The 23210-nt window shown below is 53.5% G+C and carries 18 protein-coding genes and 1 pseudogene; 13 read left to right on the top strand and 6 right to left on the bottom strand.

Annotation, left to right across the window (positions count from 1 at the left end; translation table 11 throughout):
• Nucleotides 1-8 precede the first annotated feature (8 nt).
• Together ACFPLB_RS09405 and ACFPLB_RS09400 are read left to right on the top strand one after the other, a co-directional pair.
• Nucleotides 9-1439, top strand: coding sequence for an NAD(P)/FAD-dependent oxidoreductase (locus tag ACFPLB_RS09405; RefSeq protein ID WP_378229090.1), 1431 nt, complete (start codon nucleotides 9-11; stop codon nucleotides 1437-1439).
• A gap of 125 nt (nucleotides 1440-1564) precedes the next feature.
• Complete coding sequence (locus tag ACFPLB_RS09400; protein WP_378229089.1) at nucleotides 1565-1918, top strand: RidA family protein; 354 nt, start codon at nucleotides 1565-1567, stop codon at nucleotides 1916-1918.
• Between the two features lie 140 nt (nucleotides 1919-2058).
• On the opposite strand, the gene ACFPLB_RS09395 is transcribed toward ACFPLB_RS09400, so the two are convergent.
• A complete protein-coding gene (locus ACFPLB_RS09395) occupies nucleotides 2059-4065 on the bottom strand; it encodes a sigma-54-dependent Fis family transcriptional regulator (protein ID WP_378229088.1) in 2007 nt (668 codons plus the stop codon).
• A gap of 228 nt (nucleotides 4066-4293) precedes the next feature.
• Between ACFPLB_RS09395 and ACFPLB_RS09390 the strand changes: the two genes are divergently transcribed.
• From ACFPLB_RS09390 to rpoN, 3 genes are all read left to right on the top strand, one after another.
• Nucleotides 4294-5730: an NAD-dependent succinate-semialdehyde dehydrogenase gene (locus ACFPLB_RS09390; protein WP_378229087.1), complete on the top strand. Its 1437-nt coding sequence runs from the start codon at nucleotides 4294-4296 to the stop codon at nucleotides 5728-5730.
• Nucleotides 5731-5763: 33 nt separating this feature from the next.
• The gene (locus ACFPLB_RS09385) at nucleotides 5764-6267 is read left to right on the top strand and encodes a flavin reductase family protein (RefSeq protein ID WP_378229086.1); all 504 of its coding nucleotides are present in this window, start codon (nucleotides 5764-5766) and stop codon (nucleotides 6265-6267) included.
• 152 nt (nucleotides 6268-6419) lie between these two features.
• Complete coding sequence (gene rpoN / locus ACFPLB_RS09380; protein WP_378229085.1) at nucleotides 6420-7931, top strand: RNA polymerase factor sigma-54; 1512 nt, start codon at nucleotides 6420-6422, stop codon at nucleotides 7929-7931.
• A gap of 13 nt (nucleotides 7932-7944) precedes the next feature.
• Here the strand turns inward: rpoN and ACFPLB_RS09375 are convergent.
• The 5 genes and pseudogenes from ACFPLB_RS09375 to ACFPLB_RS09355 form a co-directional block, all read right to left on the bottom strand.
• A pseudogene (locus ACFPLB_RS09375) lies at nucleotides 7945-8698 on the bottom strand (IS5 family transposase).
• Nucleotides 8699-8878: 180 nt separating this feature from the next.
• Nucleotides 8879-10597, bottom strand: coding sequence for an ABC transporter permease (locus ACFPLB_RS09370; protein ID WP_378229084.1), 1719 nt, complete (start codon nucleotides 10595-10597; stop codon nucleotides 8879-8881).
• Nucleotides 10598-10651: 54 nt separating this feature from the next.
• Nucleotides 10652-11677: a Fe(3+) ABC transporter substrate-binding protein gene (locus ACFPLB_RS09365; RefSeq protein WP_378229083.1), complete on the bottom strand. Its 1026-nt coding sequence runs from the start codon at nucleotides 11675-11677 to the stop codon at nucleotides 10652-10654.
• Between the two features lie 80 nt (nucleotides 11678-11757).
• Nucleotides 11758-12828, bottom strand: coding sequence for an ABC transporter ATP-binding protein (locus tag ACFPLB_RS09360; RefSeq protein WP_378229082.1), 1071 nt, complete (start codon nucleotides 12826-12828; stop codon nucleotides 11758-11760).
• Nucleotides 12829-13135: 307 nt separating this feature from the next.
• Nucleotides 13136-14062, bottom strand: coding sequence for a LysR family transcriptional regulator (locus tag ACFPLB_RS09355; protein ID WP_378229081.1), 927 nt, complete (start codon nucleotides 14060-14062; stop codon nucleotides 13136-13138).
• A gap of 249 nt (nucleotides 14063-14311) precedes the next feature.
• On the opposite strand from ACFPLB_RS09355, the gene ACFPLB_RS09350 reads away from it, so the two are divergent.
• The 8 genes from ACFPLB_RS09350 (at nucleotide 14312) to ACFPLB_RS09315 (ending at nucleotide 23206) form a co-directional block, all read left to right on the top strand.
• Complete coding sequence (locus tag ACFPLB_RS09350; RefSeq protein WP_378229080.1) at nucleotides 14312-15292, top strand: 2-hydroxyacid dehydrogenase; 981 nt, start codon at nucleotides 14312-14314, stop codon at nucleotides 15290-15292.
• Between the two features lie 413 nt (nucleotides 15293-15705).
• A complete protein-coding gene (gloA, locus tag ACFPLB_RS09345; protein WP_378229079.1) occupies nucleotides 15706-16095 on the top strand; it encodes a lactoylglutathione lyase in 390 nt (129 codons plus the stop codon).
• Between the two features lie 75 nt (nucleotides 16096-16170).
• Complete coding sequence (locus ACFPLB_RS09340) at nucleotides 16171-17286, top strand: ABC transporter ATP-binding protein (RefSeq protein ID WP_378229078.1); 1116 nt, start codon at nucleotides 16171-16173, stop codon at nucleotides 17284-17286.
• A complete protein-coding gene (locus tag ACFPLB_RS09335) occupies nucleotides 17283-18473 on the top strand; it encodes an ABC transporter ATP-binding protein (RefSeq protein ID WP_378229077.1) in 1191 nt (396 codons plus the stop codon). Before ACFPLB_RS09340 ends, ACFPLB_RS09335 begins: the two co-directional genes overlap by 4 nt.
• The gene (locus ACFPLB_RS09330; RefSeq protein WP_378229076.1) at nucleotides 18470-19408 is read left to right on the top strand and encodes a carbohydrate ABC transporter permease; all 939 of its coding nucleotides are present in this window, start codon (nucleotides 18470-18472) and stop codon (nucleotides 19406-19408) included. The genes ACFPLB_RS09335 and ACFPLB_RS09330 overlap by 4 nt, the downstream gene beginning before the upstream one ends.
• A gap of 12 nt (nucleotides 19409-19420) precedes the next feature.
• Nucleotides 19421-20245: a carbohydrate ABC transporter permease gene (locus tag ACFPLB_RS09325; protein WP_378229075.1), complete on the top strand. Its 825-nt coding sequence runs from the start codon at nucleotides 19421-19423 to the stop codon at nucleotides 20243-20245.
• 135 nt (nucleotides 20246-20380) lie between these two features.
• Complete coding sequence (locus tag ACFPLB_RS09320; protein WP_378229074.1) at nucleotides 20381-21793, top strand: ABC transporter substrate-binding protein; 1413 nt, start codon at nucleotides 20381-20383, stop codon at nucleotides 21791-21793.
• A 297-nt stretch (nucleotides 21794-22090) separates the two neighbouring features.
• Nucleotides 22091-23206, top strand: coding sequence for a glycerol dehydrogenase (locus ACFPLB_RS09315; RefSeq protein ID WP_378229073.1), 1116 nt, complete (start codon nucleotides 22091-22093; stop codon nucleotides 23204-23206).
• The last annotated feature ends 4 nt before the right edge of the window (nucleotides 23207-23210 follow it).

The following is a 23210-nucleotide window of genomic DNA, read 5'->3' as shown; positions in this document are numbered from 1 at the left end:
GACAGACCATGGATCTGTTGGCCGCAGTTCGATCGGATATCGAGCAGGAATTTTCATGGTGGCAAAAAGACGTGCGTGCCACTCTGGGGGCAGACACACAGCCTGCCCTGAGCGGAGTGCTTGATGTTGACGTGGCCATTGTTGGCGGCGGTTTTACAGGGCTTTGGACGGCTCTCATCCTTAAGGAATACCGTCCCGACCTGCGTGTTGCTATTTTGGAAGCCTATCGCTGCGGTGATGGTGCAAGTTCGCGCAATGGTGGCAATGTGCATGGCTATTGGGGAGCGCTGCCAACTCTCTTGCCGCTGTTTGGTCCTGACAAGAGTATTGAAGCTGCGCGTCTGGGCACACTTGCCCAAACGCGCCTGCGCAACTTTGCAACGGCAACGGGACGCGATGTCTGGTGGGTCGAGGAGGGTTATCTTCGCGTTGCCACCTCACCAGCGCAGGTTGCAAAAATCCGGGATTTTCTCAATGTCGCCCGGCAACTTGGTGTTGAACACACCCTAAGGCACTTGCCGCGGGCTGAACTTGAAGGGTTTTGCAATTCGCCTCGCTTCCTTGAAGGGCTGCTTTTCAGCGAGGGCGCGACGGTGCATCCGGCGCGGCTTGCTCATGCTCTTCGTCAGGCTGTGCTCGATGCCGGTATTGCCATCTTTGAAAACACCCCTGTCAGGCATATCCGCAAGGGGGACCCGAACCGGCTGGAAACAGCGCATGGGGCGCTTACGGCCCGGGATGTCGTTTTGGCCACCTATACGGGCACGATGGGACTGGCGCCGGTTGCCCGCTCCACCACGCTTTTTTCAAGTTTTCCGGTCATGTCCGGGGCCGATCCCGACTATCTGGACAGGATCGGCTATGATGTTGCCCACGGTTTTGCCGATCTGCGCATGTTTACGCATTATTTTCGCCGGACAAGAGACGGGCGCATCCTGATGGGTTCGGGGTCGGGTCCGCTGGAACGGGGCAGCGCGCATAATTGTGAAAAACTGCGTTGCGACCGGGCAAGCGTGGAGCGGGCTGCCACGGGACTGCGGCGTTTCTTCCCTGGAATGCAGGGCGGTGTGGTCAGCAGTTGGGGCTATCCAATCGAGGTGACAGCAGATCGCCTCCCCTATTTTGGCACATTGGCAGGCAGCCGTATCCATTATGGCTCCGGCTATTCCGGGCATGGTGTGAACGCAGCCGTGATTGCGGGTGAATGCCTCTCGTCGCTGATCCTTGATCAGAAGGATCAATGGACAAGCTCGCCATTCTGTCTTCGCAAACGCCTGCGTTTTCCAATCGAGCCTTTTCGTTTTATCGGCGGCACGATGGTGCGCAATGCAATTGTTCGCTGTGAGGATGCTGAGGATGCAGGCTTGCACCAGCCGATTGTCGCACAGGCGATTTCAAAGCTGCCGCGCATCATGGGGATGCGTGTTGGAACCCGTTAGAGCGCCGTGCGTCCTGTCGGACGCACAAAGGACGCTCTAACTCTTTGAATGAGCATCGGAATTATCCAAAAATCGATTCCACTTTTTGGTCCGATGCTCTAATAACTGTAAACTGGAGATGTGATATGACGATTGAGCGTTTTGAGCCGAACGGCAAGCGATTGAGCCATGTGCTGGTGCACAATGGAATTGTATATATGACCGGACAGGTGCCGGTTGACCGGTCGCAGGATATTGCCGGACAGACGCAGCAATTGCTTGAGCGTATCGACCATCTTCTGGCTGTTGCCGGAAGCGACAAGTCCAAAATTCTTTTTGCCCAGATCTGGCTGAAGGATATTCAGCGTGATTTTGCAGCGATGAATGCAGCCTGGGAAGCCTGGATTCCGCAAGATAGCCTGCCTGCGCGTGCGACTGTGGAAGCCAATCTTGCCGCGGAAGAAATTCTCATCGAGATTGCGCTTCAGGCAGCGCTGTAATCATTTTTACCACAAAAATGCAGTTAAAACAAAATATTAGAGCATTTCATCCGTTTCTGAAAAAATAAGAAATGCTTTAAGTCTTTGTTTTTACGTATGTATTTATCTCGAAACTGGTTCTTAAGTTCGAGAGACAGGCTTTAACGACTGGCTGACGTCAGGCCGTGTTGCTTCAGCTTGCGATAGAAGGTTGCCCGACTGATCCCCAGCATCTTGATACAGGCAGCTATGTCGCCTCCTGAGGCTTCAAGCGCAGCAAGAAACGCCTCTTTTTCAGCCTGGTTTGTGGCCGATTTGCGCATGCCGGTTCCTGCTCGTGCAGGAGCCGGTACAGGCCGTTCAGGGGCTGGTGCAGGCCCTGATGCAGGCGCAGACTGGGCCTGAAGCGGAGGCTGCGGCGGCAAGACCAGAGGCGGCATCCGCACCGGTGTGAGCATGAGGTCCTTTGGCTCTATCACGCCATTGTCTGCTAATTTTACCGCTCTGGTCAACACGTTGCGCAGTTCGCGGATATTGCCGGGCCAGCTATGAGACAGCAGTGCCTTCATGGCGCGTTCGGAGAATGTGACTTTGTCACCATCGTCGATCTGGGTCATGAGATTGGCAATGATCGTTGAAAGATCCTGCCTTTCCCTCAAGGATGAAAGGGTAACGACCGCGCCTGCCAGACGATAGAACAAATCCTGCCTGAACGTTCCCGCAGCCACCCGCGCATGCAGGTCCTGATGTGTTGCAGCCACCACCTGAACGTCCACGGTGCGCACCTTGCCCGAGCCGAGCGGCGTTACCTCCTGCGTTTCCAGAAAGCGCAGAAGCCGTGTCTGCAACTGGAGCGGCATATCACCGATCTCGTCAAGGAACAGGGTTCCCTTGTCGGCCTCGACGATGCGCCCGGCATTGCCTTCCTTGCTTGCGCCGGTAAAGGCGCCGCCACTATATCCAAACAGTTCGCTATCGATCAGTGTCTCGGGTATGGCCGAGCAATTGAACGCGACGAATGGCCCGGCTGCCCGCTCGCTTTCATAGTGAAGCGCGCGCGTGAGCGTGTCCTTGCCGACACCTGTTTCACCCAGCAAAAGCACATGAAGCCCGCTGCCGAAAACTTTTTGCAGCACCTCGATATTTTGTCCCATTTGCGGGTCGTCGCCAGCGCATTCGGCAAGCGTTGTGACCTTCTTGCCAAATTTTGGCCGGGCGCTTTTCACAGGATTGTTGCTGGTGGCCGCTGATAGGGATGGTGGCATGGATGTCAGCACGGAAATCGGGCGGCGTAAACTGACCTCGACAACATTGCCGCTTCCCAGCGGGCGCAGTTCGCGCAGACTGTCACACAAATAATCCAGAGTGGGATTGCCCCTGATTTTTTCAAAAACGGCCCAAAGCGAGCGCACGCCCATTGCCGGTTCATCAATTCCAAACAGGCTGCGGGCGTTGCGGGTTGCGCCAACGATGCGAAAATCCGGATCGATTGCAAAAATGGCGGGGGAACGCTGCTCGACATTGACGGTGAGCATATATTCCTTGCGGAAGGTGTTGCGAAAATAGATGCTTTCAAGTCGATCGGCGGTAATCTGCGCAACGCCAAAAATAACCCGGTGGGCCAGTTGTGGCACACCTGGATTGTAGGTGGAGAGATTGACAACCCCCAGCACGTCGCCATGCGGGCCGAAAAACGGAGCCGATGCACAGGCCTGACTGGTCAGGTCCGCATAGAAATGGTCGGAAAGATAAACCGAGGTTGGAGTGAGGTTCTTGAGCGCGGTTCCGATGCCGTTGGTGCCGCCGACCTCCTCGCTCCAGACTGCGCCGATCCGATCCGTGCTGCAATAAAAAGCAGAATCCTTGCTCTTCCTCTCGGCGATGATCACACCGTTGCGATTGGCGATATGTGCACTGTAGCCGCCGCCCTCGATCATCATCAATGTTGCTTCGAGTTCGCTGGTTGCAAGTGTGATATCGGCGTCGAAGGCTTCTGCTTCTGTGCGCAACTCCCGCGAGGTGAGATCGACAAGTTCGGCTCGTGAGGGATCAAGCTTGTAATCGTGCAGGCAGCGCGCCCAGGATGCAACGCGCCACTGGGAAGATTTGCAGGAATCGCCCAGCACGGCTTTCTCGACCAGACGGAAGTGATCGTCTGTTGCCAGCATCTTTCATGTTCCCTTTTATGTTTGGCCTAGATACTCCGGTAAAATTCCTGCAAGTCAAGGATACGAAGAGTTCTCAAGCCGGTCTCAATCTTGAGATTGGTGTGAGAATAGCGCCATTCCTCCGGCTGTAACCCATAAAAATCTATATAAATCAATGAAATGAGATTCTGGCATGACAATTGCTTCTCATGTTGCGGGCCTGTTTGCCCTGACCTCAAGGAGATTTTTATGCGTTATTCCGATACCCGGCTGTATATTGGTGGCAACTGGTGCGACGCGACCGGTGCAAAGACGCTCGATGTCTACAATCCGGCCACTGGCGAGGCAATCGGCAAGGTTGCGCATGCCGTCCATGCGGATCTGGAAAAAGCGGTCGAGGCGGTGGTTTCAGGCTTTCATATCTGGAGCGCGACTTCGGCTTTTGAGCGCTACCAGATCATGCGCAGGGCCGCAGCCTTGCTGCGGGACCGGCTTGAAAGCATTGCCCGTCTCCTGACCACTGACGAAGGCAAGCCGCTTGCGGAATCGCGTCTGGAAGTTAATTCCTGTGCTGATCTTCTTGACTGGTTTGCTGAGGAGGGGCGCCGTGCCTATGGTCGCCTCATTCCTGCGCGCTCAACCACGGTTCAGCAATATGGGATCAAGGAGCCGGTTGGTCCGGCGGTTGGCTTTACGCCCTGGAATTTCCCGATGAGCCAGATCGTGCGCAAGCTCGGGCCTGCGCTGGCAGCAGGGTGTTCGATCATTATCAAGGGGCCTGAGGAAGCGCCTGCCGCACCTGCACAGTTATTTCAGTGCCTGCATGATGCCGGTGTTCCAGCCGGTGTCGTCAATCTGGTCTTTGGCACGCCAGCAGAGATTTCTCAATTTCTCATTCCGCATCCGGCAATCCGCAAGGTTTCCTTCACCGGTTCGGTGCCTGTGGGCAAGCAATTGGCGTCGCTTGCCGGTCTTCACATGAAGCGTGTGACGATGGAACTGGGTGGCCATGCGCCGGCAATTGTCATGGATGACGCCAATATCGATGCCGCCACCACAGCACTGGTTGCCGCAAAATTTCGCAATGCCGGACAGGTCTGCATTGCGCCGACGCGCTTCCTCATACAGGCAGGCGTTCATGATCAGTTTGTTAAAAGCCTCATCAAAAAGACCCAGGCGCTCAAGGTGGGTGACGGGCTGGCTGAGGGAACGCAGATGGGGCCGCTGATTGGCGAGCGCCGCCGTGCCGCCATCGAGTCCCTCATTGAAGACGCTGTCTCGAAAGGCGCCCGGATCGCCACCGGTGGCCAGCGCATTGGCAATAGCGGGTTCTTCTTCGAGCCAACCATTTTGACCGGCATAACCACTGATATGCGCGCCATGAATGAAGAGCCTTTCGGCCCGGTCGCACTTGTCAAATCCTTTGATGATCTTGATGAGGCCATTGAAGAGAGCGGCCGCCTTCCATTTGGCCTTGGCTCCTATGCCTGGACGACGAGCGCCTCCAATGCCCGTCGCCTGGTGCAGGGTGTGCAGGCAGGCATGCTGACCATCAATCATGTCGGTCTTGGATTGCCTGAAACCCCTTATGGCGGCATCCGTGATTCCGGCTATGGCTATGAGGGCGGTTCAGAAGCACTCGATGGCTATATGAACACCCGCTTCATCACCCATGATGTAGCCTGAAACCATGACACTGTCTGATTGGGAGAACCGCCCATGATCCGTCCTGATGATTTCCGTGAAGCCATGCAGCGCTTTGCAGGTCCGGTAACGGCCATCACCACCATTGAGAATGGCGTGCCCAGCGGTCTGATGGCGACGGCTGTGTGCAGCCTGTCGGCTGATCCGCCCTCCCTTATCGTGTGTATCAACAAGACGGCGACGGCGCATGACACGATCCTGCGTCAGGGCTTTCTCGGCGTCTCGGTCATGCCGGACACGCTCACCGCCTTTGCCAATCACTTTGCCCGCGCCAAGGGTGTGGACCGATTTGAAGGTGCGCTTTGGAGTTTTCAGGAAACCGGCGCGCCCTTGCTTGCCGGGGCAAGTGTCGCTTTCGACTGCCGGATTGCGACGACGCATGATGGCTATAGCCACACCATCGTTTTGTGTCACATCTGCGACATCATGCTTCCCAATGTTGATGCGGATCGTTGCCTGCTTTGGCATCGGCAAGGTTTTGTGAGTCTTGCCGGGCGGGAGGCGGTTGAAAATGCATAAGGAAAATGCCGCGTCAGCGGCTTTTCTTATTCTGAAGATGTGCCGGGCACGAACTGTCTTGCGCTTGACAAGCAAGATACGTGCCGATTTTCTCAAGCTGAACAAATTTTAGCCAGGATGGTATCCGTGCCTTGACGATCATCGGGAAACATATGGCGCTCTCGGCCAAATTGCAGTTACGCCAGACCCAGTCGCTGGTGTTGACACCGCAACTCATGCAGTCAATCCGCCTGCTGCAGATGACCCATGCCGAGATCCAGGGTTTTATCGATGATGAGATCGAGAAAAATCCGCTGCTGGAATGGCAAGGCAGTGAGGGGGAAGCCTTTGTGGCCGAGCCGGAAAAGGCGGCTTTCGACGCACAGGCTGAAGCCTGGTATGAAAGTGGCAATCTGCCAGATGCTGAAGCTCTCGTTGATCGCCTCGACACGTCCATGGACAATATTTTTCCTGACGAACCGGCCCGGGCTGAACCCTATAATTCCACGCTCACCGGGCAATGGCCCTCATCAAAGGGGGCGGGCAGTGCAGGGGCGGGTGAAAATTTCGACCTTGACGATTTTGTCGCCTCCAGACTTACGCTGCGCGAACATGTCCGGACGCAGATTGCACTGACATTCAAGTCGTCTGCGGAACGCATCATCGCAACCGAACTTGCCGACGAGCTGGATGAGGTGGGCTATATGCGCGGCGATATTGGCGAGATAGCCGCCCGGCTGGGCGCTTCGCGCGACAGCGTGCAAAATGTGCTTGCACGCTGTCAGGATTTCACGCCGACCGGAATTTTTGCGTGCAGCTTGAGTGAATGCCTCAGCCTGCAACTGGCAGAGCGCAATCGGCTCGACCCGGCAATGGCGATGATGCTTGCCCATCTGGAACTGATTGGCCGGCGCGATATTGAAGCACTCAAACGCCTGACTGGTCTGTCTACGGCGGATGTTCTGGACATGATTGATGAAATCCGGCAACTCGATCCGCAGCCGGGAACGGCGTTTACAGCGGCAATTGCCGATACTGTCGTGCCAGACATTATCGTGCGCGCCGCCAGCGATGGAAGCTGGCTCATTGAGCTTAATCCCGAGGCATTGCCGAAGGTTCTCATCGACAATGTCTATTTTTCACAGGTTCAGGAAAAGAATCGCGATCCGGTCGAGCGTGAATTCCTTGCAGATTGCATGCGAAGCGCAAACTGGCTGGTTCGCAGCCTCGATCAGCGCGCCAGAACCGTGCTCAAGGTCGCCACGGAAATCGTCAAGCAGCAGGATGGATTTTTCACACATGGCATTGCGCATCTGCGCCCGCTGAATCTGCGCATGGTGGCAGATGCGATTGGGATGCACGAATCGACCATCAGCCGCGCAACCGCAAACAAATTTATGTCCACGCCACGCGGAACGATCGAGATGCGGTATTTTTTTACTGCTGCGATTGCTTCCTTGAAAGGCGCAGAGGCGCATTCTTCCGAGGCGGTCCGGGTTCGCATCCGCGACCTCATCGATGCGGAAGCGCCTGATGCAATTCTTTCTGACGACGCCATTGTCGATCTGCTCAGGGAAAGCGGAATTGATATTGCCCGGCGCACTGTCGCAAAATACCGCGAAGGGCTGCATATTCCTTCCTCGGTACAACGCCGACGGGAGAAGCAGGCACTGGCCTCGCTTTAGGGTCGAGACTCAATCATGACCACCATATGCAGATAGCGGCCAAGTAGCATGTTGCTGCGAAGTTGACAGCAAGCTTGTCATATCTTGTGGCAATGCGTCTCCAGTCCTTGAGGCGGCAGAATGTGCGCTCGATGATGTTTCTGCGCTTGTATGCCTGGGCATCGAAGGGCTGGATATTCTTTCGGGTTGGATTGTTGGGGATCACCGGCTCGGTGCCTCGCGCGATAAGGAAGGAGCGCAGGGCATTGCTGTCATAAGCGGTATCTGCAGCGCATAGGCGACTGGGTGGCAGGGATGAGAGCAAGGGCATGGCAACAGGCGCGTCCCCCCCCGCTGCCCTGGCGTTATGGTGAAGGCGAGAGGACGGCCTCGGCTATCGACAACAGCATGGATTTTTGTCGATCTGCCGCCGCGCGAGCGACCGATAGCCTGATTATGCGCCCCCCTTTTGCGCCTGCTGCTGATCGATGGGCCTTGGCTGTGGTGCTGTCGATCATGTGGAGATCGCGATCACTCGTTTGCACCAGAGCATCAAACAAGCGCCGCCATATGCCCCGCGCTGACCAGCGGTGGAAACGGTTATAGATTGTTGTTGGGGGGCCATAGCAGGAGGGGCAATCCTGCCACCGACATCCCGAACGCAGCACATGAATGATACCACTGATAACCCGACGGTCATCAGTGCGACGGGCTCCGGGTTGGTTCGTCGGTAAGTGTGGTTCAATCACTGCCCAGGCCTCATCGCTCAACCAGAAAAGTCCACTCATCAGCCTCTCCATCATGTCTGTACATGCACAGAATCTGATTTCAAAAATTTACGCAATACTCTGATTGGGTTTCGACCCTAGAGCATTTCTTGTTTTCATGGAAACGGATGAAATGCTCTAATCTCTTGTTTTAGCCGCATTTCTGCGACGCCAGACGATTCCGTCTGACTGCAAAATGCTCTAAGTATTCACCAGTCCAAGGCCCGACGGTGTGATGTTTTCCCGTTGCTGATCAAGTTCCCTGCCCACCCTCGATAGAAAAATCACCGGCAGCAAGGAGATCAGCACAATGGCCAGCGCTGAAATCGACGCCTCTTCATAAGTGCCACGTGCAGCTTCCCCATAAAGATGAGTTGCCAATGTCTCGACATTAAGGGGCCGCAACAACAAGGTTGCGGGCAGTTCCTTGACACAATCAACGAATATTAGCAGGGCTGCGGCTGCAAGAGAGGTTTTGGACAACGGCAGATGCACGCGCCACAGCGTGCCGGAAGCGGTTTCGCCAAGGCTGCGCGAAGCCTCGTCCAGAGATTGGGGAATGCGGCTTAAGCCTGCCGCCATGCCGCCTGCTGAAATGGCAAGAAAGCGCACCGTATAGGCATAAATCAGCGCCGCGCCAGAGCCGAGAAAAATGAGGCCGGTGGACATTCCAAACCACGAATTTGCCCATGTATTGACTGTGCGGTCAAAGGCGCCAAGCACGATCACCAATCCGATGGCGATGATGGTGGCGGGCGCGGCATAGCCGATTGTGGAGAGCCGGAAGAGGGTGGCGGAAAAACCTCCGGGTCGAATGCGGGCTGCATAGGCTGTGGCTGCGCCCAATGCCAGTGTCAGTATGCTGGCTGTGGCTGAAAGAAAAACCGTACTTGAAACATTCGTTAAAAACCGTGGCGGCACACCGGCATAACCAAGGCGGGCATAGGTTTCGGTTATCAAATAAAGTGCGGGCCCGATAAAGCCGATCAGAATGGGGATAAAGCAGATGGTCATCATGAGCAGACCTGACGCTGTCGATACATGCTGACGACCAAAGTTTTTGCCGCCACGCTGCACACCGGCAGCAAAACGTTGTCGCCGACGCGCATATTGCTCCAGCGCGACAATGGCTACCACAATGAACAAAAGCGACAGGGCGATCTGTGATGCACCGGGCAGATCAGAACGGGTGATCCATGTTGTGTAGATCGATACGGTCAGTGTGCGTACGCCCAGAAATTCGACGGCGCCAATATCATTGAGTGTTTCCATCAGAGCCAGGCTCATGCCTACGGCAACGGCCGGGCGGGCCAGCGGCAGGGCAATCCGCCAGAATATGGCGCGGCGTGAGACGCCCAGCATTCTAGAGGCCTCGATCAGGCTGGCAGGCTGGGTCAGGAACATGGCCCGTGTGGCAATATAAACGTAAGGATAGAGCACGAAAGACAGCAAAATAATGCAGCCTGCCATCGAGCGGACATCGGGCAGGCGAAATTCGCGCGGGCTGGAATAGCCTAAAAGTGTGCGAACCGCCTCCTGAACGACGCCGATTGGATGCAATATATCGAGATAGGCATAGGCAACGATATAGGTCGGTACGGCCAGAGGCAGCAGCAGCGCCCATTCCAATATGCGCCGTCCGGGAAATTCATAGGCCGTGATCAGCCAGGCTGTTCCGGTTCCTAAAAACGCCACCAGCACACCAACCCCGGCAAGCAGGACCAGCGTGTTGCGCAGCGTGACTGGGAAAATGGTCGTTACAAGATGAGACCATAGTCCTTCTGAGCCGCTCATGGCCTCGAAAGCTAGAGCAAGAAACGGCAATATTACAAAAAAGACGGTCAAGCCTGCGATGACAAGCCAGGCGGCGCCTGAGCGCCGCGATCTGTTTTGTCGATCATGTTCCGGTTTTATGGTCATGAAAACAGTATGGCGCCCTGAATGGACGCCATACTCCTGTTTGTCATCTGCCTGTCAATTATCGAAACCGATCTTATCAACCAACTCGCTGGCGACCTTGCGGTTGGCGACAATCTCGGCCAGTGGCTTGGAATCGATCTTCAATTCGCCAAATTCTGCAATAATCGAATTTGCCGCAATACCGGGCTTGACCGGATATTCATAATTTGCCTCGGCATAGACCTTTTGTGCGTCATCTGAAACCAGATATTCCAAAAGCTTGACGGCATTTTCCTGATTTGGAGCATGTTTGGCGACGGCAGCTCCCGAGATATTCACATGGGTGCCGTCATTTTTGAAGGTCGGCAACAAGACCTTGATGGCCTCGCCCCACTGCTTTTGCTCGTCACCACTTTTGCCGGAGCGCATCAGACCCACATAATAGGAGTTTGCAACGGCAATATCGCAAATGCCGCCCAAAATATCCTTGGCGCCCTCACGGTCGCCGCCTGCGGCCTTGCGCGCCAGATTGTTCTTCACGCCGGTCAGCCATTTTTCAGTTTCTTCGGCGCCGTAATGGGCAATATAATCGGCGAACAGGGCCGTATTATAGGGATGCTGGCCGGAACGGAGGCAAAGTTTGCCCGCCCATTTCGGATCCGATAAGTCCTCATATGTAATGGCGTCGATTTCAAGATCCTTGTCCGCATAGACTACGCGGGCGCGCATCGACAGACCAAACCAGTTTCCTTCAGCATCACGAAGCTGGGCGGGAATAGCTGCATTCAATATCTCGGATTCAACCGGCTGGGTTACGCCCTTGTCGACCAGATCAACGAGATTGCCTGCATCGACCGCCATCAGGATGTCGGCAGGTGAACTTTCGCCCTCGGAGGCGACGCGCTCGGCCAGACCGTCCTTGAGGAACACGGTGTTGACCTTGATGCCTGTGGAATCGCTGAACGCATCAAGCAATGGCTGGACCAGACCGGGTTCGCGTGTGGTGTAGATGTTCACTTCTTCCGCGGCTGATGCCGTATTGGCAAGAGCAAGCAAGTATGTGGCGGCCAGAAGGGTCGTCTTGAGGATGAGCTTGCGCATAAAAAATGTCCTGTGGATGTTGTTGGCATCCAAGCAGGAAGCATTTATGAGTATAATAGTCAAGTTAGGGTTGTGGAAGCTCAGGCGGCTTGGCTATTGCTTGCGTCTTGTCCGGCTGCTGGAAAGAAAAGGATGGTTTGCGGATCAATCCTGAAACGCAAAATGCCTTTATGAGGGGTAAGGCGCTGTGTGGTGCGCATGACCAGTGGCTTTTCCAGCCCCTCAACGCCAAGCGAAAACTGCTCTATCTCGCCTCGAAAGCTATGGGCGAGGACCGACCCGCTCAATCCATCAAAAGACAGGCAGGGACACACGGCTTGCGGCCGGATGAAAGCCAGCGCCTGACTGCCTTCGGCCAGATCAAGCTGACAGGGGAAGGCGCCAATGGCTGTATGCAGCTTGCCGTCGCGGTAAGAGCCGGGAACCCGATTGAAACTGCTGAAAAACTCCGCCGAATAGCGATCGACCGGCTGGTCATGCAAATCCCGGCTGCTGCCTTGCTGGATGATCTGGCCTGATTTCATCAAGATGATGCGATCGCCGATAGACAGGGCTTCTTCTGCATCATGAGTGACGATGACGGCTGTGGTGTGTGTCTGCCGCAAAAGTGCAACCGTGTCATGGCGCAAACGCTCACGCAGGTCGCGATCGAGGTTGGAAAAAGGTTCATCCATCAAGACGATGGAGGGTTCGGGGGCCAGAGCGCGCGCCAGTGCGGCACGTTGCTGTTCGCCGCCCGACAGCATATGCGGATAGCGATCGGCCATGGCGGTCAGCGCGGTCAGTTCCAGCAGCATGGCAACACGTGTCTGCGCCTCTTTGCGGGGGCGCTTGCGCAACCCAAACAGGATATTCTGTTCTATCGTCATATGGGGAAACAGCGCATAGTCTTGAAAGACAAAGCCGATATTACGCTTTTCCGGCTCAACGAACCTGTCCGGCCCGGCCAGTATCTTGCCATTGAGCCCGATTGTGCCGCTGCCGGGTCGCTCAATACCGGCAATGAGGCGTAGAAGGGTTGATTTACCACAGCCGGAATGGCCGACCAGGCACACGATCTGTCTGGCCTCGATCGACAAATCGATGGGGCCAAGTGTGAAACCAGGTCCCAGTCGCCGCACTAAGCCGTTGACTGCAAGCATCGACTGCATCTGAACATCACCATTGCGCAATTGAGCACCCACAAACCCTGTTTCAGGCCCTCCCTAGAGCATGATGACGGTTCAAGAAAAAATCATCATACTCTAATCCCAGCTATATACATGATTTGCTCAAATCAAGTCATGGGGTCAAATCGGGAGGCAAGTCACGGGGGCGATGATTGCCGATCTTCGAAACCAGGCGATCAGATATTTTTAGCGCATTTCTCTGTCAGATAGAGGTGTATAAAATCAAATAAACTGTTTTAAAGCAAAAGGTTAGATAATTTCCCTATTTCCAAAAAAAACAAAAAAATCTTTAATAGGGTTGTGTCTGGTGGAGCAAGCCGCCCGGGAGAAAAGCCTCACGAAGATAATTTGCAAAAGCCTGCACCGCAGGGCGTATGGGCTGGCGGCGCAGATGCAGATTGACGACATGCACCGGAGGCAGTGTTTCGCGAATGGGCAATACGGCTATTTTCGAACCGTCATAACCGACGGTCGTGCTGGGTATGGCATTATGGATCGTAAAGCCGTGACCGTGCCCGACAAGCCCGCGTATCAACTCATAAGAGTGCGAGCGGTAGACCACGCGGGGTTCAATTTTGCAGATGAGGAACAGATTGAAGAAATATTCGCGTGAATGCGGCAGGTCGAGCAGGATGAAAGGCTCTGTAGCAAGTTCCTGAAGGCTGACACTGTCTTGCATGGCAAGCGGATGGTCTGCCGCCACAAGCACATATGGCGGCAGTTCGATGAGGCTTTGTTTTGCCACTTCATCGGGCAGGGCATAATCATAAGACAGCGCAAATTCCAGACGACCCGAAAGCAGACCCTCGACAATTTCCTGCTGGTTGCCTTCCTCAAGATTGACTGAAATGCCGGGAACCTGTTGGGCAAAACCGCTGAGGAGGGTTGGCATGAAGCGTGTTGAAAGTGTTGTAAAGCTGCCGATCATGATCTCGCCGACAGTGCTGCTATTGATCGATTGCATGCTGCGTTCAAAGTTATGTGCGTGGCTCAGCAGCAAGCGGGCCTCATTGACCAGTCTGCGACCGGAAGCCGTCAGGGTCATGCCACGGGCATGATGGCGCACAAATAACGGAACACCGAGTTCTGCTTCCATCTGGGAAATAGCGGCGGAAATTGTCGGCTGGGAGACGTTGAGATTTTTGGCGGCAGAAGTGACGCTGCCCATCTGGGCGGTGGTGACAACATAGTTGAGGTTTCGTAGCGATATCTGCATAGGTAGGACCTATCTTGTTACCTAGATAAAAGTATTTTCCTTTGCCCAACATACATGCTCAATTTCTCTTGGGAAGGCGTTCAGGCAAAGCTGAAAGATGGTGACACACTCTGTCAGGCCCTGATCGGCAGGAAATAGAGCGACGGGCGTCCTGTCGAACGCATAAAGCGCTCTATCTGTTTTTTAGCTGCATTCTTGCGACGTCAGATGGCACCATCTGTACTCGCAGATGCTTTGGGTAGGTAATTAATGTCTTTAGATTCATCCCTTTTAGAAGCAGATTCACAAAACGACGAAAAGCTGGGAGCGCTGGTCTTTTACTCCAAGTTTGATGATCCGGACGAATGGACACAGGCGCTCAGGGCTTATCTTCCCGATCTGGATATTCGTGTTTATCCGGATGTGGGCAATCCATCTGATGTTTTGTATGCGCTGGCCTGGCAGCCGCCTGAAGGCTTTTTCAAGTCCTTTGAGAATATGAAGCTGGTGGTGAATCTGGGGGCAGGGGTCGATTCCCTCGTTGGGCGTAATGATTTGCCGGATTTGCCGATTTGCCGCCTCTCGGATGATGGCATGCTTGCCTTGATGCGCAGCTATGTAACCTTTGCCGTTATTCGCTATGCGCGGGATATGCCGGCCTTTGAAGCTGCCAAGCGGCGCAAGGAATGGCATTATATTCATCCGACCCCGCTTGATCAGATCAAGGTTGGTGTTCTTGGGCTGGGAACGCTTGGTTCTGAGGTCGCTCAAGGGTTGGCGCAGACGGGTTTTGACGTGCGCGGCTGGGACCTGTCACCGAAAAATTTGCCCGCAGTGAAGACGGTTTGCGATCCTGAGCAGTGGACCTCGTTTCTCGGCGATCTGGATATTCTGGTCAATATGATGCCGCTGACGCCCAAAACGCGCGGGTTGATTGATGCCAGCGTGTTTGCGGCTCTAAAGCCGGGCACCAACTTCATCAACGCTTCACGTGGCGATGTGGTGGATGAGGCAGCTCTTATCGACGCCCTTCGCTCGGGGCAGGTGGGTGGAGCGACGCTCGATGTGTTCATCAAGGAGCCGCTGGAGCCGGATCATCCATTCTGGGAAATGGAAAATGTCTATATCACGCCCCACTTGGCCAGCATCACAGTGCCGACCAGCGCCGCCAAGAATGTTGCCGAAAATATCCGCAGGGTAAATGCAGGGCTGGAGCCCTTGCATCAGGTCAACCCAAAGGCCGGTTTTTGAAAATGAGCCGGTATAAGTAATAATAAGACAGAGATAAGTATATTTCTGTCTATCGCAAGCACGTCGCCAATAGGTGGCAAGTATTTTTGTGATGGTGTTGTGTATCAAATTGGGCGCACAAAGCCTATTCTGATGCCGCGAGTGAATATCGGGATGGCTTGAAGGGCAATTCCGCTTTTGTATCTGATGCTTCAGATATTTATATTGCGATTTGCATGCATTATGTTGACAATCGTATTCACGGATGCTATGATTGAATACAAAGATGGGATGGGATTCTTAAGGGTAATTTGCGCAAGTATAAGGAATGCGCTGATGTTGCCTTGTTTCGTACAAAGTTCTTTTACTTTTATGCAGTCGTATAAATAATTTTAGATTTGCATAATTTATAAGAACTATAATGGGTGGAGATTATGAGTAAATTACTGCATACCATGATCAGGATTTCTGATCCTGTTCAGTCATTGAAGTTTTATATTGACATTGTTGGAATGGTTCTTGTTGAGAAGCTGGAATTTCCAGATCAGCGGTTCTCTTTATATTTCATCCAATTTGAAGGTGCGGATGCGGGCTCACAGATCGAACTGACGCATAATTGGGATGCTGTCGATCCGTATGATGGCGGGACGGGCTATGGTCACATGGCCATAGGTGTCGATGATCTCGTTGGAACTGTGGAGCATCTGCGCGCTGCTGGTGTGCCCATTCTTCGTGAGCCGGGACCTGTGATCGGTGGTACTGCAAAAATCGCGTTTGTGAGTGATCCTGACGGCTATAAGATAGAGCTGATAGAGAACGAATAGCTGTTCTCTTCTTGGTTGTATTTAAAATACTTTGGTTATTACCAGGATTGACCTGGTAATTTGTGGAGATATTCGATGGCTGTTGTCGAATTCCAAAAGGTCAGCAAGCAATATGTGGCTGGGCAGATGCCTGCGGTCGATAGTTTGGATCTGTCCTGCAATGAGGGCGAGATGCTTGCTTTGCTCGGCCCGTCTGGTTGCGGGAAGAGTTCGACATTGAAAATGGCCGCCGGGTTGGAGGATCTGACTTCAGGTGAGATTTTCTTTGACGGGAGGCCTATTTCGGCCTTGCCTCCGGCGCAACGCAACGTTGCCATGGTGTTTGAGGACTATTGTCTCTATCCGAATTTGAGTGTTGAAGACAATATCGGCTTTCCACTGACTGTGCAGCGCGTGGCGGCGGATGAGTTGGACCGGCGTGTGAGCGAGATCACTGCCATGTTGGGTCTTGAAGCTATCCGAAAGCAGTCGGTCCGGGACCTTTCAGGAGGGGCGCAGCAGCGCGTTTCTATCGGTCGTGCGTTGATCCGGGAGCCTGACCTGGTCCTGTTTGATGAGCCGTTGTCTCATCTTGATGGCGATCAGCGCGTATATCTACGCTCGGAAATCTCGCGTTTGCAAAAGTCGCGGGGGTTGACCTCGATCTTGGTCACGCATGATCAGAACGAAGCCACGGCCATGGCTGACAGAATCGCTATTTTGGACGGTGGGAAACTCCAGCAGGTTGCGACGCCCCGCGAGCTTTATCTGCGCCCTGCCAATATTTTTGTCGCCAACTTCATAGGCGAGCCGCCGATGAATCTGTTGGAAGCCCGTATTGAGGATGGAAAAACCATTGATATCGGGGTTCCGGGTCTGGCGCTGACGCTGTCGTCCCAGCGCAGCAAGGTCGTGGAGAGCCGCAGGTCTGGTGGCTTGGTGGTTGGTGTGCGGCCAGAGCATGTGTCTGTGTTGCCGGCAAATTCACATGACGCCAATGCCTGGCTGTCTTATCGGGAGCCGCGCGGTGATGTGGATGTGCTGACCTTGACGATTGAAGGACCGGTGCCGCTTAAGCTGGTTGCAGAAATAGATGGTCCCTCTTCCTACCGCGTGAATGATCGCCTGCGGGTGGATATTCTTGCCGATCACGTTCATCTCTTTGATCCTGAAAGCCAGGCCAATCTGGAAGCTGCCGGGGGAGTGCAATGACTATACAGGCCCCTGAACAATTGGTTCCGGATTATCAGACGTCATGGCAGGGATTGTCGGTGGCGGCCCTTAGCAAGCGCTTTGGAGATGTCGAGGCCCTAAGAGACGCTGCGCTTTCCGTCAAGCCTGGCGAGGTGCTTGCGCTTGTGGGGCCGTCAGGGGCAGGAAAGACCACCTTGTGTCGTATCATTGCTGGCCTCACAGATGCTGATGCTGGCTCTGTGAGCATTGACGGTGAGGATATTTCTGGACTGCCACCCGGTCTGCGGCGGGTCGCGCTTATGTTTGAATCCTACGCGCTTTATCCGCATCTTACCGTGCGTGAGAACATTCTTTCGCCATTGCGGGCGCGTGGCAGGAATCGTGAGCTTGGGTCTTCATCGATCGGCTTTGACGAATTGCTGTCTGTTCTGGAGATCAGTCATCTTGTTGAGCGTTTGCCTGTGGCCTTGTCCGGTGGCCAGAAACAGCGTGTTGCGCTGGCCCGCGCCTTAATCCAGGATCCCAGGCTGTTGATGCTTGATGAGCCGATCTCGCATCTGGATGCCAAATTGCGCCACAAATTGCGCGGCGAGATACGCCGGATGTTAAGCGTGCGCCAGCATCCTTCAATATGGAGCACACCTGACGGTCTGGAGGCTCTGTCTGTTGGTGATAAAGTTGCCGTTATACATTCTGGCCGTATCGAGCAAATCGGTACGCCGGAGGAAATTTTCCAACATCCAGCCAGCATCAAGGTGGCCAGATTGTTTGGAGACCCGCCAATCAATATCATCCGCGGTGAATTGTCGGGCGAAGCCGGAAAGGCTGCCTTTGTGAGCGCCAGCCTGAAACTGGAATTGTCTCCTTTACTTCAGGAACTGGTACAAGATAGAACCAGAAAGAATATCTATATCGGTGTTAACCCGACGGATATTCATATTAACAGTAATGGAAAGTTTTCCGGTTCTCTTTACTCGGTTGAAGCTTTTGGCAAGAACTATATCGTTACAGTTCAACTTAGTGATGGTGAAATCGTAAAGATAAAAACCAAAGACCCTATGGAAAAAAGTATAGGTAGCGAGATTTTATTTAACATTTCTCCGGCCGGATTGTTCCTGTTTGACGGTGAACACGGTACGGCCCTCGCTCCTAAAAGCCATCTGATATCAGGCGTATTTCATGAGCGAGGCCCGGAACAGCTATGAGCATTGTGATACAAAATGCATCGGCCACAGGTGCTTCTAGCCCCAGGTCGGTGGCAGCCATCCCCAAGAAGACAAACTGGTATCCCTATATCCTGATTGCGCCAACATTCTTGACGTTGATCATAGTCTCGCTGGTTCCCTTTATTTATGCAGTTTACCTAAGCTTGCACGAAGCGCGCTATGGCGTGGTCAAGAACTTTGTCTGGTTCGATAATTATATTCAACTGCTTACGGATCCCACCTTCTGGAACGCGATGTATGTTTCGGGGCTATTCGTTCTGATTGCTGTCCCCGTGCAATTCGTCCTCGGCCTTGGTGGCGCTCTCATCCTTAACCGTGGCGTTGTGGGACGCTCACTGATCGTGCCACTGTTGTTTATTCCAGCAATGATGGCGCCGGTCGTTGTCGGCCTTTTGTGGAAGATCATGCTGGCTGGGTCATGGGGGGTGTTGTCTTATAATGTTATTGAGCGTTTCAATATCGTTACTGACGCGTCGATTTTCGGCTCACCGCATTACGCATTGTATGCGTTGATTTTTATCGATATCTGGCAGTGGACTCCATTTATGATGCTGGCGTTCTTTGCCGGTCTCCAGGCTTTGCCGTCAGGCCCTTACCGGGCTGCCTCGGTAGATGGCGCAGGTCCGTTCAGAACCTTTTTCAAACTGACCCTGCCGCTGTTGGCGCCCTTGCTGTTCATCATCAGTCTGTTGCGCATCATCGACGCCTTCAAGGTATTTGACACTATTTTTATCCTCACACGCGGTGGTCCTGGAACCTCGACTGAGGCGCTCAGTATTCTTGCCTACAAGATGACTTTCGATTTCTGGGATATCGGTCACGCTTCTGCAATGGCTGTTGTTGTCTGGATTATATTCTTTATCTTCTGCAATATATTCTATCAGGTTGCCAAGAAGAAGCTTAATGCATTCTGAGGATTATTGGTCATGAACAAGGTTTCTGCGCGAGAAAAAGCACTCTGGACCATACTGGCTGTCTTTTATGCTTGCATCGTTCTTATTCCGGTCCTCTGGCTGGTGACAATGGTATTCAAGCCGGCTGACGTCATGTTTGCACGGCCGACAGTATTCTTCTTTACGCCAACGCTTGCCAATTTCGATTACATCATTGAGCAGGGCTTTCTGGGCAATATGTTGACATCGCTGTTGCTTGGGCTGATTTCGACCTTGATGGTGGTCCTGATTGGCACGCCTGCAGCCTATGCATTCGCCCGCTTTGAGATGAAAGCAAAGGATGACCTGTTTCTTTTCATTCTTGCGACCCGCATGGCGCCGCCCGTCTGTCTGGTTATCCCTTTCTATCTGATCTACTCAAATCTTGGACTTCTTGATACGTTTTTTGGTCTCACCCTTGCCTATATGACGTTCAACTTGTCCTTCTATGTATGGGTGCTACGCAGCTTCTGCCGTGACTTGCCCGTGGAACTGGAGGAGGCGGCGGCGCTGGAAGGCTGGTCGAAGCTTCAGATTTTCTGGAAGATTATCTTCCCGTTGCTTAGAAACGGTATCGTTGCCACGTCCGTCCTTTGCTTCATCTTTGCATGGAATGAGTTCTTGTTTGCATTCATGCTCGGCGGGAAGTCGGTTCAAACGCTGCCTGTCGCCATTCCAAAGCTGATTACTGCCCAGGGCGTGCGCTGGGGTGAGGTTGCCGTTGTTGCAGTGATCGCCTTGACGCCTGTTCTTGCTGTAGTCGTCTTGTTGCAGCGCCATATTGTTCGCGGTCTGACCATGGGGGCAGTCAAGGGCTGATATATTTTATTATAAAAGTATAAAATATAGATTGTCTTTCTGCTTGGAATAAAGATCGCGAGTAATATTGGATTTATAATATGTAATGTAAGTAATAATAAATTCTGTGTCATAGATAAAAGTGGAGGAAATAATATGCGTTTTCTATCAAAATATCATAGCATGGCCATGGCGACGACCATGTTCTCGGTTTTGTTGGGAACTTCAGGACTAAGTGCTGAGGAATTCAATTACGCCGAGGCAGCCAAGCCTTATGCTGGCGTGACGATCACGGTGCTGGATGAAGTGACGCCGATGCAGGAGGCGCTGGCGAAAGTAGTGCCGGAATTCAGTAAGGAAACAGGCATTATCGTAAACTACGAGTTAATGAGCCATCTCGATGTGATCAACAAGGGCCAGGCGGACATGCTTTCGCGCGGCGGGGCCTATGACGGGGTCATGCTGCACGGCGCACAGATGGGACCGATGCTGGATGCCGAGGCCATCCGTTCGATTGATGATTTTGTGGCCGACCCGAAGCTTTCCAATCCGGATCTTGATCTTGACGACCTCATCCAGAGGCCGTTCCAGACCCTGGCTTTCTTCAAGGACAAGCAATATGGTTTCATCAACTGGAACTATAATCAGGTCTACTGGGCGCGTGCCGATCTTCTTAATCACGCCGGTGAAAAAGCTGCGTTCAAGGAAAAATACGGTTACGATCTCGGGCCTGCCCAGACGCTCGAACAAATGCGTGACATCAGTGAGTTTTTTACCCGCAAGCGTGGCGAGGAACTGATGGGCGAGCCGCTGACTGAAGACTTCTACGGTGTTGTGCTTGATGGGCTAAAAGGGGTAACCAGCCTGTGGCTTTATATCGGCAGTATCCTGCGCAACTTTGGTGGCGATATTGTCGACGCAGAAGGCAAGCCAGCATTCAACACGCAAGAAGTTGTTGATTCTCTGGCATATTGGGCCGAGCTATGGAAGTATTCACCGCCTGGAACGGCAGAGTATTCCATCATCGACGTTCCGACTGTGATGGGCAACGGTATTGCTGCTCAAACATTGGCATTCTCGGATTTTGTTCTTGGTGTTGACAAGCCTGGTGGTTCTTCCTTGCACGGCAGCTTTGTCTATGATGCGCCTCCGGTAAAGGAAGGCATGGATCCAAGCCGCTATTCTGCTGATGGAGAGCCGTCAATGATCGTCATCACGCAAGGCTCCAAAAATCCTGAAGCAACCTTCCTGTTTCTCCAGTGGCTGATCGAGAAGAAACAGCAGTCAGCTCTGTTTGAAGCTGGACAGGGAGGCGTACCGATCCGTGAAAGCTCATGGGCGGAGTTGAAGGATATGGATGGTGTCAATACCTCCTTGCTGGATGCCATGGCGCTTAGCCTGACCCGTGTTGACAGTAAGCCGTTGATACCGAATTACTTTCAGGTGATGGACGTTCTGGCCGAGATTGTTCAGCAAGTCGGTCTTGGCACGGTCTCACCGGAGGAAGGGGCTGCGCAAGGCCAGGCAGCACTTGAACGACTGTGCGGTGATGTTTGCCTGCTGCAATAATGAAAGTCTTTACCCTGAAATCAAGACACTGTTTCGGGGTCGGGACGTCTATTAAAACAACAGGTTAGCTTATTTCATCTGTTTCGTTGAAATAAGAAATGATCTGGGTGGCCACGGAGTGTCTATTCTCCGTGGCCTCTTAGAGCCTGTCTCTCGAACTGGGAACCAGTTTCGAGATAAAGACATGCGTAAAAACAAATACTTAAAGCAGGTTGCGTGAATCTGATAGATCACGACACGCTTTAGCATACCACATTTTCCAGGTTTCCAGAAAAAACCTGTTGGCAGGAGGCACAAATGGCAGAACGCGCTTATGGTGGATGCGCCAAGTATATTCAGCGTGACGGCGAGTTGGATCGTATTGGCCAACATGCTGCAACACTTGGGACATCTGCGCTGTTGATCGTGGATGGTTTTATCCTCGAGCGTTACGGTGAGCGTCTCCACAAAAGCTTTTCTGATGCTGGTGTCGAGGCTGCTGCGGAACGGTTTGGCGGGGAATGCTGGACTGGTGAGGTGGAGCGACTGAGTGAAATCGCCAGGCAGAACACAGTCCAGATGATCGTCGGGGTCGGTGGCGGCAAGACTGTTGATACGGCAAAACTGGTCGCCATGGAATTTGGACTGCGCCTGATAATCGTGCCCACGATTGCGTCCAGCGATGCGCCAACCAGTGCTATCGCCATGCGCTATCATGAAAACGGTTCCACTGACCGCTCGGTCTATTTGCCACGTCATCCCGACTTCGTCATTATTGATCCAAAGGTCGTTATTGAAGCGCCGGTGCGTTTTCTTGTTGCGGGTATGGGAGATGCGCTGACCACATGGTATGAGGCCCGCGCCAACCGGGATGCTGGCACCAAGAATTATATTGCCGGTGGGTATCGTGCGCCGATTGCGGGGCTGGCCATTGCGCGCCAGTGCCATGAGACACTCATGAATGACGGACGTGCGGCCAAGATTGCCGCCGAGAATGGCCGCTTGACGCCCGCCGTCCAGAATATCATCGAAGCCAATACGCTGCTGTCGGGTCTGGGGTTTGAAAACTGCGGCTGCTCGATCGCGCACGGGTTCCATAATGGAATGTCCATCTTGCCGGAAACGCACAGCATGTTGCATGGCGAAAAAGCTGCGTATGGCGTGCTCGTCCTGCTGGTGATGGAAGGGCGTCCGAATGAGGAAATCGAGGAAGCCTTTTCATTCTGCGAAGATATTGGATTGCCCACTACACTTGCAGATCTTGGCTTGGGAAATACCTCTGATGACGACTTGGCACGGGGAGCACGCGCTGCTTTGGGCGACAATGAGCCAACCCATTCCACAACGGCCGAACTGTCTGTCGAGAGCTTGCTTGCCGCTATCTATACAGTCGATGCATTAGGCCGCAAACGCCGTGAAACCGTAATCCGTTGATCGA

Origin of the sequence: Aquamicrobium segne (assembly GCF_042656785.1) — a bacterium.
Lineage (GTDB): Bacteria > Pseudomonadota > Alphaproteobacteria > Rhizobiales > Rhizobiaceae > Mesorhizobium > Mesorhizobium segne.
This window is presented reverse-complemented; position numbering and strand designations above follow the sequence as displayed.

Excerpts from the sequence above, each read along its gene's own strand:
- ACFPLB_RS09340 (WP_378229078.1), top strand. The coding sequence starts at position 16,171 with ATGGCTGTTGTCGAATTCCAAAAGGTCAGCAAGCAATATGTGGCTGGG.
- ACFPLB_RS09320 (WP_378229074.1), top strand. The coding sequence starts at position 20,381 with ATGCGTTTTCTATCAAAATATCATAGCATGGCCATGGCGACGACCATG.
- ACFPLB_RS09325 (WP_378229075.1), top strand. The coding sequence starts at position 19,421 with ATGAACAAGGTTTCTGCGCGAGAAAAAGCACTCTGGACCATACTGGCT.
- ACFPLB_RS09355 (WP_378229081.1), bottom strand. The coding sequence starts at position 14,062 with ATGCAGATATCGCTACGAAACCTCAACTATGTTGTCACCACCGCCCAG.
- ACFPLB_RS09315 (WP_378229073.1), top strand. The coding sequence starts at position 22,091 with ATGGCAGAACGCGCTTATGGTGGATGCGCCAAGTATATTCAGCGTGAC.
- ACFPLB_RS09330 (WP_378229076.1), top strand. The coding sequence starts at position 18,470 with ATGAGCATTGTGATACAAAATGCATCGGCCACAGGTGCTTCTAGCCCC.
- ACFPLB_RS09370 (WP_378229084.1), bottom strand. The coding sequence starts at position 10,597 with ATGACCATAAAACCGGAACATGATCGACAAAACAGATCGCGGCGCTCA.
- rpoN (WP_378229085.1), top strand. The coding sequence starts at position 6,420 with ATGGCGCTCTCGGCCAAATTGCAGTTACGCCAGACCCAGTCGCTGGTG.
- ACFPLB_RS09365 (WP_378229083.1), bottom strand. The coding sequence starts at position 11,677 with ATGCGCAAGCTCATCCTCAAGACGACCCTTCTGGCCGCCACATACTTG.
- ACFPLB_RS09350 (WP_378229080.1), top strand. The coding sequence starts at position 14,312 with ATGTCTTTAGATTCATCCCTTTTAGAAGCAGATTCACAAAACGACGAA.
- ACFPLB_RS09360 (WP_378229082.1), bottom strand. The coding sequence starts at position 12,828 with ATGCAGTCGATGCTTGCAGTCAACGGCTTAGTGCGGCGACTGGGACCT.
- ACFPLB_RS09390 (WP_378229087.1), top strand. The coding sequence starts at position 4,294 with ATGCGTTATTCCGATACCCGGCTGTATATTGGTGGCAACTGGTGCGAC.
- gloA (WP_378229079.1), top strand. The coding sequence starts at position 15,706 with ATGAGTAAATTACTGCATACCATGATCAGGATTTCTGATCCTGTTCAG.
- ACFPLB_RS09395 (WP_378229088.1), bottom strand. The coding sequence starts at position 4,065 with ATGCTGGCAACAGACGATCACTTCCGTCTGGTCGAGAAAGCCGTGCTG.
- ACFPLB_RS09335 (WP_378229077.1), top strand. The coding sequence starts at position 17,283 with ATGACTATACAGGCCCCTGAACAATTGGTTCCGGATTATCAGACGTCA.
- ACFPLB_RS09385 (WP_378229086.1), top strand. The coding sequence starts at position 5,764 with ATGATCCGTCCTGATGATTTCCGTGAAGCCATGCAGCGCTTTGCAGGT.
- ACFPLB_RS09400 (WP_378229089.1), top strand. The coding sequence starts at position 1,565 with ATGACGATTGAGCGTTTTGAGCCGAACGGCAAGCGATTGAGCCATGTG.
- ACFPLB_RS09405 (WP_378229090.1), top strand. The coding sequence starts at position 9 with ATGGATCTGTTGGCCGCAGTTCGATCGGATATCGAGCAGGAATTTTCA.